The sequence below is a fragment of the Streptomyces sp. NPDC048269 genome, from assembly GCF_040652395.1.
GTDB lineage: Bacteria > Actinomycetota > Actinomycetes > Streptomycetales > Streptomycetaceae > Streptomyces.
In genome coordinates this window covers 37,641-47,459 of sequence record NZ_JBEZLW010000049.1, presented here as the reverse complement: position 1 = coordinate 47,459, position 9,819 = coordinate 37,641, and the positions used below count along the sequence as shown (strand labels likewise).

General features: G+C 70.5%; 10 protein-coding genes. 1 reads left to right on the top strand and 9 read right to left on the bottom strand.

Annotated elements, in window-relative coordinates:
- Positions 1 to 96: 96 nt before the first annotated feature.
- The 7 genes from AB0D48_RS31990 to AB0D48_RS31960 form a co-directional block, all read right to left on the bottom strand.
- On the bottom strand, positions 97 to 1,008 hold the full coding sequence (locus AB0D48_RS31990) for a hypothetical protein (protein WP_362404901.1): 912 nt from the start codon (positions 1,006 to 1,008) through the stop codon (positions 97 to 99).
- Positions 1,009 to 1,099: 91 nt separating this feature from the next.
- Positions 1,100 to 1,849: a protein phosphatase 2C domain-containing protein gene (locus AB0D48_RS31985; protein WP_362404898.1), complete on the bottom strand. Its 750-nt coding sequence runs from the start codon at positions 1,847 to 1,849 to the stop codon at positions 1,100 to 1,102.
- 79 nt (positions 1,850 to 1,928) lie between these two features.
- The gene (locus tag AB0D48_RS31980; RefSeq protein ID WP_362404896.1) at positions 1,929 to 2,933 is read right to left on the bottom strand and encodes a DUF932 domain-containing protein; all 1,005 of its coding nucleotides are present in this window, start codon (positions 2,931 to 2,933) and stop codon (positions 1,929 to 1,931) included.
- A 139-nt stretch (positions 2,934 to 3,072) separates the two neighbouring features.
- Positions 3,073 to 3,519, bottom strand: a complete 447-nt coding sequence (locus AB0D48_RS31975; protein WP_362404893.1) for a hypothetical protein — start codon at positions 3,517 to 3,519, stop codon at positions 3,073 to 3,075.
- Positions 3,520 to 3,613: 94 nt separating this feature from the next.
- Positions 3,614 to 4,027 carry a hypothetical protein gene (locus tag AB0D48_RS31970; RefSeq protein ID WP_362404891.1) on the bottom strand — a complete coding sequence of 138 codons (414 nt, stop codon included), beginning with the start codon at positions 4,025 to 4,027 and terminating at the stop codon, positions 3,614 to 3,616.
- A gap of 120 nt (positions 4,028 to 4,147) precedes the next feature.
- Positions 4,148 to 4,552: a hypothetical protein gene (locus tag AB0D48_RS31965; protein WP_362404888.1), complete on the bottom strand. Its 405-nt coding sequence runs from the start codon at positions 4,550 to 4,552 to the stop codon at positions 4,148 to 4,150.
- A gap of 636 nt (positions 4,553 to 5,188) precedes the next feature.
- Positions 5,189 to 5,860, bottom strand: coding sequence for a hypothetical protein (locus AB0D48_RS31960; protein WP_362404885.1), 672 nt, complete (start codon positions 5,858 to 5,860; stop codon positions 5,189 to 5,191).
- Between the two features lie 802 nt (positions 5,861 to 6,662).
- Here AB0D48_RS31960 and AB0D48_RS31955 point away from each other — a divergent pair.
- Positions 6,663 to 7,784, top strand: coding sequence for a hypothetical protein (locus tag AB0D48_RS31955; protein ID WP_362404882.1), 1,122 nt, complete (start codon positions 6,663 to 6,665; stop codon positions 7,782 to 7,784).
- 345 nt (positions 7,785 to 8,129) lie between these two features.
- On the opposite strand, the gene AB0D48_RS31950 is transcribed toward AB0D48_RS31955, so the two are convergent.
- Positions 8,130 to 8,711, bottom strand: coding sequence for an HD domain-containing protein (locus AB0D48_RS31950; protein WP_362404879.1), 582 nt, complete (start codon positions 8,709 to 8,711; stop codon positions 8,130 to 8,132).
- A gap of 19 nt (positions 8,712 to 8,730) precedes the next feature.
- Positions 8,731 to 9,819: a helix-turn-helix transcriptional regulator gene (locus AB0D48_RS31945; RefSeq protein ID WP_362404876.1), complete on the bottom strand. Its 1,089-nt coding sequence runs from the start codon at positions 9,817 to 9,819 to the stop codon at positions 8,731 to 8,733.

Below are 9,819 nucleotides of genomic sequence, written 5' to 3'. Positions count from 1 at the left end.
TAAGTGAGCCAGCGCAGCCTCCAACCCGTTCAGCCAACCTGCACAACACAAGGTCAGAAGCATGACGACTGCGCAGTTTCACTGAGCGGCGACACTTCACAACGTCAGTTCGAGCTGCACAGCCCCTGGCTCCACGAGCGAGGTCATTCCTTCCCCGTAGGACACCCTCCAAGGGCCTTTCCAGGGGTTCCCCGCTGAATCCAGCTGCATCACGATCGGATCGCTTCCGTCTGACGGGATGACACCCCGCTTGCGGCTGTCGTGGTTCTGTCCCGGGATCCATTTCGTGACGATTCCATTGAGAGTGCGGCCCGATTCCGGGTTCTGCCAGGTGACCCAGCTTCCGGGGACGTAGGCGCCGTTGGCGGCCTTGGGTGCCGTCCCTTTCAGACGGTCTCGCCGCCAGGCTTTGCGGACCTTGGCCGGGGTGTCGGTCGAGGCGGGGGCGGGGCGGGTCTTCTTGGGGCGCGGGATGCGGTTCTGAGCGTCCGCGACGATGTCGGCGATCCTGGCGGGCAGGTCGGCTGCGTAAGCTGCTCTGACGGCCGCGTGGTCGCTCCCGCTGACGGACACCGTGACGGTCCATTCTCCCTGCACGAGAAACACCTTCGTGGACTCCTCCCACCGGATCGGCCAGAAGCCGGAGCCCTCGGCATCGATCGCCGCGAGCGCTTCGCGGCGCAGCTCGCCGGTCACCCGCGCCTGGGCCTGGTCTCTGGCCTTGCGGCGGGTCTCCCAGATCGTCGCGGCCCGCCAGTGCTCCTCCGACTTCCACAGGTGCGCCGAATCGGCTGGCATGGTCTCGGTCTCGGCCGCCTTCAACAACGGGTCCACCCACGCCTTCACACGGAGCTGCACGACCCGTTCCAGGGACTGCCCGGCGCGGGCCCACAGGTCCGTCCAGCGGACGGGACGGATCGTCTCCGGGAGGGACGTGATGCGGCCCGACTCCGAGATACGGGCCGACAGGGTCAGGGTGCTGACGGTCTGACTTTCACTCTCGTCCACGTAGGTCATGAGATTCCCTTCTCCGGGTGTTCAGACGGCGCGGCAGAGGTGCCACTCCCCCGCCGCGGGCGGGCGCAGCGTGTGGCTGCGCTCAGGACTTCCGGGCGCTACAGGGAAGCGGCCGTGATGCGTGCGTGTGCCATCCGGCGAGGTCTGCGATCAGTGCCGTGGCGTTGTCGGCCCGGCCGTCGGCGTGGGCGATGGCGGCTTCGACCAGGGCTCGGGCGGCGCGGCGCGGGCTGCCCGTCACGTAGTCGGTGATGGCCAGTTCGGCGTCCTCCAGCGGCTCGTATGCTCCGTCGCTGGCCAGCACCAGCCTGCCGCTGTTGGGCACCGTGACCGATCCGATCGGGGCGTGGGTGCTGGTGTCGCCCAGGTAAGAGGTGACCCGGTTGCGGGCGTTCGGTCCGGGCTCGTGCCCCAGGTCCAAGAGGACCTGCCGCATGTTGTGGTCAGTGGTCAAGCGCTTCAGCTGGTCGCCGGAGGGCGGGAGGACGTAGGCGCGGGCGTCGCCGCACCACGCCACTTCGAGCGGCTTGCTGGGCTCCGCGACGGCCACGACGGCGACCGCCGTGGGCATGTCCCGGGCGCGCCACCCCTCCTCGGCCAGCTCAGCGGCCCGTGCGGCGTGGATCTCCCGCAGGCCCTCCAGGGCCCCGGCGCGGGCGGCGGCGCGGGCCAGTCGGCGCGCGGCCGTGCGCGTCCACTGCTGGATGTCCTCGTCGCTGCCGATCCCGTCGAGCAGGGCGTAGGCGCGGTGTCCCTGGTGGGTGTAGGTCGCGGTAGCGTCGCACTGGTGGGAGCGTCCGCCGATCAGCTGGGCCGCGCTGTGGATGCTCATGATGACTCCTGAAGTCCGGGGGTGGGTGGGGCGGGAGGGTTCTCCCGCCCCATGGGTGTGCTTTCGGGCTGGCTGCGGGTCAGACGGTGATGAGGCGGAACGCGTGCTCCATGACGTCGTCGGCGGTGCCCGTGATCACCCGCTCGGCGCGGGCGGCGTTCTTCAGATCCGGGCTGGTTCCGCGTGCCGGGGCTACGTGGTTGGCGTACTCGGTGATCGCGTTGTAGCCCGCCCAGGCCGTTCCCCGAATGCCGGCCTGCGTGTCCGCCTGCTCGAACAGGTTGCGGATGGTGGTCCACCTGGTGGCCTGGTTCGTCTTCTTGCGGGCGCTGTCGTTGTTGGCGACGGGCCACAGCTGCTCTACGACCGACCGCAGCATGGGGGTGGTCATCTCCGCGTCCAGCATGCACTGGGCCGCCTTCTCGAACTCCTCGGCGTACTTGAACGTGAGGCCCAGGGCCTGGCGGGCCTGTGCGATGCGGCCGCGTGCCCCGGACGTGTGGCGGACCGTGTAGCTGCTCTTGGCGTTCCTGAGTCCCGCGCGCAGGGTGTTGGCGCACACCACGCGGACGGGCGTGACGACGATCCGGAATGCGCTGCTGCCGTCGTGCGAGTTGAACGCTGCGATGTAGAGGTCTACCTCGTCGCTCTGGCCGATGGTCAGGGACTGCGGCAGCTTCATGGTCAGGAAAACCTGTCGGCCGCCTCGAAGGGATCCGGCGGTCTCGAAGTGCGCCCCGGACTCGTCCACCAGGTAGTTCAGGAACTCGGCGTGTTCCTCGTTCTGCACGGGCATGTAGTCGGAGCCGACCACGCCCAGCGTCTCGGGGAGCCCGGTCTTGGGGTGCGTACGCACGCTCGCCCGGTGGTTCGGCACGTCCAGCAGCGTTGTGCCCTCGGACGTCATCTCGGTCGCGTGCAGGCCGACCAGGCGGACGTCCCATCCGTCGAGGGCGGCCAGACGCATCGCGTCCTCGGCGGTCAGGGCGTCGGTGGTCACGGTTCCCAACCTGTGCCAGGCGCTCTCACGCGGGCTCACGAACGCGGCCGTGCCGTCGCTGAACTGCTCGATCTCGTGTGCCATGGGAATCTGTCCTTTTCGTGTTCTGCGGATGCGGCGGGGGTGCCACTCCCCCGCCGTGGGTGGGTGATGTGGGGGTGCCGGGATGCTGGCCCGGACGGCCGACCGCCGGGGTGGGGGGCGGCCGGGCCGGGAGGGCGGTTCAGACGAGTTCGGGCGCGTCCACGAACATCACTCCGGGCGGCGCCGGGTCCGTGAGGTCGCGGTCCTCGCCAATGGCGTACGCGATACGGCTCTGGTCCGCCGTGGCCGGGTAGGCGGTGAGGTCGCTGATCATCCAGGACATGAACGTCACGGTGCCGTCCCAGTGCATCGTGCGCGTGACAAGCATGGCGTTGAGGCCCGTCGTGGTCACGGCCAGCAGAAATGCGACCTTCACAAGGGGATCGTTCGGGTCGTCCTCGTTCGGCACGGGGCCGTCGATGATGCACTCGGCCTGCCCGTACTGGGCGGGGGTCGCGAGAGCTACGGTCAAGTGATGGACGCCCTCACCGGCGGCACGCGCGATGGACCGGACGAGGATCATGGATCGACGGGCGAGCTTACGCCGGTCAAGTGCGCGGGGGTCGGATGCCGGAAGGTCGGTCATGGGCAAGCTCCTTCTGTGGATGTTCTGCGGTCGTCCTGCGGGGCCGGGTGCCACTCCCGGCCCCGCAGCACAGTCACTGAGCCCTGGCGGATTGCTAGCTCAGGCTGATGTGAGGCGCGTCGTCGTAGTACTCGTCCGCCACCGGCGAAAGAGCCCCGCCGGTCTGCTCGTCGACGGAGTAGGCGGAGCGCAGCTCATCGGCTGTCAGCGGGGTGGCGACCAGGCCACGCAGGCGCCAGCCCCACGCGCGGTCCTCCCCCTCCCTCTCGCTGCTGCGAAGCACGACGCCACACACCTCGCCCATCAGGGCGGCGGCCGTGGTGCTGACGACGTCGTTCATGTCGACGCCCCGGGCGAGGTAGGTCCGGCGGCCCTCGTTGTGGAAGCGGATGATGGCGGTGGGACCGCCTGCGCTGGCCGTGATGACGTGACAGCCGTCCTCGGCCGCGTCGAAGATGCTGTACAGCAGGTTCTCGGCGCGCTGCCTGGGGGAGATGTTCCGCGTCATGGGGGTTCCCTTCATGGTGGGTTCTTCGGCGGGCCTGCGGGGCCGGGTGCCACTCCCGGCCCCGCAGACGGGGCGGGTCGGCCAAGGGGAGAGGGGAGGCCCGGCCGACCGTGGCGGGTGTCAGCGCGTGCGCTGCGTGGGAATGTGCAGGCTGCAGTTCAGGTACAGCTCGATGAGCTGCAGCGCCTGATCCTCCGTCAGCCCTTCCGCGTAGCCGTCCATGCTGTAGGTCATGGCGCCGGTCAGCAGGACCGGGCCGCAGAACAAGAACTGCGGGGCGCCCAGCAGGCGCAGCAGGCGCCTGGCGGAATCGTTGACCGGCAGGCCGCGCCATGCGGCATGGTCGTCGCCCCAGAGCGTCACCGTGGGGTGGACCGGGAGCGGGCGCATCCGGAAGGCGCTGTAAGCCGATTCGTGATCGATCGAGTCGGCGGGCTTGGTAGTGGGGGTCCAGTCGGCGAGGACGAACCCGCCGTCGGTCTGCATGATCAGCGCGAAAGGCCGGGCCGTGCCGGTGGTCGACATGGGTCTCCCTACGGTCGGGGTGGGTTGCTGTCCTTCGGTGCCGGTGGGTTCTTGCCACATCCCCCAGCGACAAGAGAACTCTATCGCAGTTTTGGCGCGCCTAGGGGTCGAAACGGCTTCTCCGACCGACCCAAAAGAGTGATGTATTCGCAGGTCAGAAGGGTTTTCAGCCCGGTGGGGGGCGGGCATTGCGGGTCCGGTGCCGACTGGCCCCGGAGCGCGCAGCGCGGAGGGCAAGGGGTGGGGTGGCGGGCCTGCCCGCCACCCCACCACGCAGCGCGGGCCGCCAAGGGGGCACGGCCGGCGCAGCGAAGCGGAGCCGGGTGGGCGCTCTACGGAGCGCAGCGGAGTGACGGAGCGCAGCGGAGTGCGGCCCGCGGCCCTGGGGCTGTGGCGGGGGCCGCGGGCGGGAGGCGTGAGAGCGCGGAGCGCTCGGTCCGGACGCAGCGCAGCGGAGTCCGGCACGCCTTCCGGCCGCGGCCCCCGCCACAACCCCAGGCGGGGTGGGCGGCGCAGCGCAGCGGAGCCGCCCACCCCGTCGGCACCGGACCCGCAACGCCCGCCCCCCACCGGGCTGAAAACCCTTGAGGGAGCCCCAGCCGGACGGCTATGGCCCCCTCAAGGGAAAGTTGGGTGTTAGGGGGCGTCGTAGAGCTGTTGAGCGACCTTCAGGGCCGTACGGCGGACCGCCGGCGGATAGCCGAGGCGGTCCGCAGCCTCTTCAACGCCGAGGCCCGCCTCCGTGCGCATCAGCGCGGCGATGCGCGCCGCGCGCTCCTGCTGCAGGTGCTTCTGCGCGGCCGAGACCGAGATGCCAAGGACGTCGACGGCATGGGCAGCGGTCACCGCGGGGTCGGCGTCGAGGAGTTCGGCGATCCGGCCGGGGAGCAGGTCCCTGGGGACCATGTCCCCGGATCCCTTCGGCCGGCCGCTGGGCGCGCTCATGACGCCGCGGCCGGCTGCGTACGAGCGCACCGCGGCACGCGGCCAGTGCTCAGCCCCGCCAACCACCACGACATGGTCGGCGAGGCGGGGGTCGGTCTTGTAGCTGTCCACGCTGCGCGCCTGCACCTGCAGCAGGGCGGCCGCCTCGCGGCGGTCGAGCAGGTCCTCCTCGTCCTCGCCCGCCGGGATCGCCGGCTGCGGCCGGCCCTCGCGATAGGCCTCCACTTGCTCCAGGTCCCACAGCAGGACCTTGGCCTCCGGGGAGCTGATCGGCGCGGGGAAGCCCTCCGCGCTGTAGGGCTTGGCCCGGCGGAAGGCCGCCCACTTCATGCCCAGGACGTCGGCGAGCTCTTGCCGCCCCACGGCCGTTCGTCCAGCGCGGATCATGGGTCCGACCTCTCGATGGGCAGAGCGTGCCGGCGGATTCACCCGCACCGATGCAAAAAATATACCGCACTAAAAGCGCAGCGCGGGGCGCGTCCGCGCCCGCCCGGGCGCTATGCTCGCCCTGATGACGCATGCGGGTTCTCTCGTGGTGTGTTCTTCGGTCGGCCGGCGCCCTTGCCACCCGCTCTCAGCGGAAGTGGGCGTCGGCCACATCTATTTCACCCACACCGGGCCTTCCCTCGCCCCACGCCCTCTCCTCTCCTGCCTCCGCCCCTCTGCCTCTCCCTTGCCACTCTCCTTTTGCCTCCGCTCCCTTGCTCCCCCCCTCCCGACCAACCCGACTCTCAGCCCCCACAGCAACCCTCATCAACACCTGACAAGCTCAAACCCAAGCCCGACCACGCCAGCCCCAGAACAGAACCTCCGACCAACACCCCACAGCCTCTCCCCCACCACCAGACCTAAAGTCTGGCCAGTCACCAGCCTCAGAAGCGGCGGTTACCTGGGGAAATACTGGACCGATGGCGCTGCACCTTCCCGCCATGCATCCCTCCCTGGGTCTCCCCCACGCGTCGCCCATGCGTGTCCCCCCATACCTTCCCCCATGCTGCGAGCAGCGTCCGGCAGGAGACACACCCTTCACTGGTTGTGGTTCTGGCTCAACTTCTGTGGACACGCACGCTGCGTGACAGATGACTGTCCTCCGGCCCCGCCCGAAACTGGTTGGCTTGCTGCTGCCGGACTGCGATGATGCCTCTGTTTCCCAGGCGGAGGGCATTTGTTCGTTTTCGTGTGTGCGGGGTGCGGCGCTGAGCTCACCATCCCGCTGTCCCAGGTCGCCCTGCCGGTCCACGCCCACCAGAAGTACGGGAATGGGACCCAGCTCCCGGTGCTCATGGAGTCGGGCACGTTCGCCGTGGAATCGGAGCCCTGGGGACCACCGTGGCGGAAGTGGGAGGAGATCCATCCGGACGAGGCAGCCGTCCGCGGTGTCCACGCGCCGGTCTACGCCCTGTCCGACGGAGCGCCTGGCGCGACCGTCATCGCACCCGGCGACGCCCACGGCACCGTACTGATCCCGGAAAATCGCGGAGGCCGCTACTGCTGCGGGCTCGACGGGGCCGCCGGCCCCAACGTGGCCTGTGTGGCGTGTGGTCTGCCCGTGGCGAGCCGGATCGACGACTGCTCGCTCTGGCAGGCCATGTGGCTCGCCCCGAACGCCGTACGTCGCCGCCCCGTCGACGGCGCCGACGGCACACCGCTTTCCTGGGCGGATCTGATTGCGGAGGGCAAGGGCACACCCCCGTTCGAGCCGATCTCCAGGTGGGGGTCGCGGCTGGGAGCGGGCCACTGGTCGAATCACTGGTGGTCGTGGAGCCCGCAGTGGGAGGCAGCGGCTGGCCGAGCACTCGCCCACCTGCTGGCCGCCTCGCAGGGGCGGCCCGTGATGGTCCCGGACGGCTTGGCCGCGGAGGTGTTCCGGCGCGCGCTCGACGCCATGCTGCCCGCAGGTCCGCCGACGCGGCGCGCCGTCCTGGCCGGACCGGGACGACCTGCTCCCGACGGCGACGCCGACATCCTCCTCGTGCCGACGCATCCGCAGACGGGGGAGGTCTGGTCCCCGGCCGACCCGGCGGCCTACCCGGTGCCGCTGCCGTTCGGGGTGTGGCTGTGGCTGGCCTTCCCTGCGCCGGACCCGCCCGTCCCTACGTCGGGCGTCCTCCCCGAAGGCGTCCTCCGCGACGACTTCGACCCACCCGCGCCGCGCCCCCGCCACCTGTTCCGAGCAGACCCGGAAACCTTCCGGCACACCCTGGTCCGGCTGCCGGACATCCGCAGCCCGTGGCTGCGTGAGATCCTCGACAACCTCACGCAGCACACGCGCGCCGGCTACTTCTAGACCGCGCCCCGGCCATTCACGCGCACGCCGCGCCCTGCCGCGCCGGACGGTTGCATCCCCGAGTCGCCTCCGCCCTCGCCGCCGCGCAGACCGGGCAAGGGCCGGCCGTCACCGCGGAACGCCGGACGGATGAGCCGCGGCCGGGTGTCTGTGAGCGTCGCAGGGAGCCAGTCCGGCCGCCTGCGGCAATCCGTCCCCTCCGACAATCCCGGCTTCCCAGGCGAGGACCGCGGCCTGGATCCGATGCTCCAGTCCAAGTCGTCGGAGCAGGCGCGAGACGTGTGTCTTCACACAACCACGTCGGGGCCATCCCCGCAGGCGCGGGGAACGAGGAAGCAGGGCCCGTCACCTCGGCAGGAAGGTCTGGCGCCAGGTTAGCGACGACATGTTCAGGGCGGCCTCGGCCAGAGCCTTCGCCGAGGTCGTCTTCAGGGAGCCCAGGCTGGAGTCGATCCAGTTCTGCACGTTCACGTTGCCCTGTTCGCGGTACTCGACCGCCTGGATCAGGCATTCCAGCTTGTCGGCGTCGTGGGCGATGACGACCTCGGGGTCGGTGCCGTGCTCGTAGTCCTCCACGACGGCCTGGAGGCCGGCGGCGACCGCGGGGTGGGCCGTGGCGAGCTGGTCGGCGGTGATCTCCTCGTTCGAGGCGGCCTTGAGGTAGCGGCGGCCGATGTGGGGGATGTCGCCGATGCGGGTTTCCTGGGTGTCGTGCATGACGCACATGAGTGTGACGCGGGCGGCGTCGGCGCCCTCCATCATGGCCAGGACGGCTCCGATCGCGGCGACGCGGAAGCTGTGCTCCGCGATGCTCTCCGGATCGCGGACCCCGGTGTGCCACCATCCCGACCGGCGCTCGCGCTTCAGTACGCCGAGCTCGAACAGGAAGCCCGCGGTGCCCTCTGCATGGGCTGTCTGGTCTGCCATGTGGTGCCCTCCGAGGTGATCAGTCGTGCTCGCCTAGACGGTAGTGCACTGTGCTCAGCTCGCGCCTGGATCTTTCCGACAAGGCGTTTCCGTCCAGCAGTTGGGTGGTGCGGCGGGCCAGGGTCCGCGTTAGTTCGGCGGCCGCCAGCGGGAGCCATGCGTGGGCCTCCAGCAGGGCCCACACGGTGTGCGCGTACAGGTCGACGAAACCGGGCGCCTGGTGGAGCCCCTGCACCAGGCGGCGCAGCAGCGTGACCGGGTCCCAGTCCGTCATGCGGCGGTCGCGCATGAAGGCGTCGCTGGCCTGCGGCCGCTGTATCGCGCCGAGCCACAGGGCCCAGTAGTTGAGGTTGGCGACCTCGCCATCGTCGCTGTCCGCAATCGAGCGTTCGATGAAGTCCCACAGCGGCTGCGGATCACCCAGCCGGGCCAGGGCCGTGGCAGTGGAGCGCGCCTCGGCCCAGTGGGGTGTCCAGCCGCGTCCTACGAGGACTCCGCGGCGGGAATGGAGGGCATGGGCCGTCCACGACGCGGCGTCGGGCCCGCGGTCGTACGAGGTCAGGTACAGGGCTTGGCGGTGCAGGAGCGCGCCCTCGCCGCCCCTGCGCACGGCGGCCTCGGCGCTGTCGCGCAGGTGCGCGAAAAACATGGTCCGCTCCGTCGGGGCGAGCCGCGGAGCGGGGGCGACGGGGCCTCGCCGGGCGGGAACGGGCCGCCGACGCAGGGCGGGCGGAGCGGAACCGTTAACCGCCCACGCGATCATGTGCGCCGTGTCCCTGGTGTGGACCCACTCGGAGAGCGGGTGGGGCACGCCGGGCCTGGCGGATGCCAGGGCCGCTTCGATGACGCGGTCGGCGTCCATCGCGGCGTCCAGGAGGACGACGACGTCCGGGTCAGCACCCAGCGCGGGTAACCGGCGGCGCAGGCCCAGCAGGTCCGCGCCGCGCATGTTCGAGACAGGCCGACGGCCGGACTCCCAGCCCTGGTACGTCCCCACCCCGACGCCGAGGAGTTCGGCCATCTCCTCCTGCGAACGGGGGATACTCTCCCGCGCGGTGCGGAGCACGAAGCCCGCGATGAGCCCCATGCCCCGGGTGCTGGCTGCCAT

What these genes read in the sequence shown, in the direction of transcription:
- AB0D48_RS31945 (WP_362404876.1), bottom strand. Translation starts at nt 9,819, where the DNA reads ATGGCAGCCAGCACCCGGGGCATGGGGCTCATCGCGGGCTTCGTGCTC.
- AB0D48_RS31965 (WP_362404888.1), bottom strand. Translation starts at nt 4,552, where the DNA reads ATGTCGACCACCGGCACGGCCCGGCCTTTCGCGCTGATCATGCAGACC.
- AB0D48_RS31950 (WP_362404879.1), bottom strand. Translation starts at nt 8,711, where the DNA reads ATGGCAGACCAGACAGCCCATGCAGAGGGCACCGCGGGCTTCCTGTTC.
- AB0D48_RS31975 (WP_362404893.1), bottom strand. Translation starts at nt 3,519, where the DNA reads ATGACCGACCTTCCGGCATCCGACCCCCGCGCACTTGACCGGCGTAAG.
- AB0D48_RS31970 (WP_362404891.1), bottom strand. Translation starts at nt 4,027, where the DNA reads ATGACGCGGAACATCTCCCCCAGGCAGCGCGCCGAGAACCTGCTGTAC.
- AB0D48_RS31980 (WP_362404896.1), bottom strand. Translation starts at nt 2,933, where the DNA reads ATGGCACACGAGATCGAGCAGTTCAGCGACGGCACGGCCGCGTTCGTG.
- AB0D48_RS31985 (WP_362404898.1), bottom strand. Translation starts at nt 1,849, where the DNA reads ATGAGCATCCACAGCGCGGCCCAGCTGATCGGCGGACGCTCCCACCAG.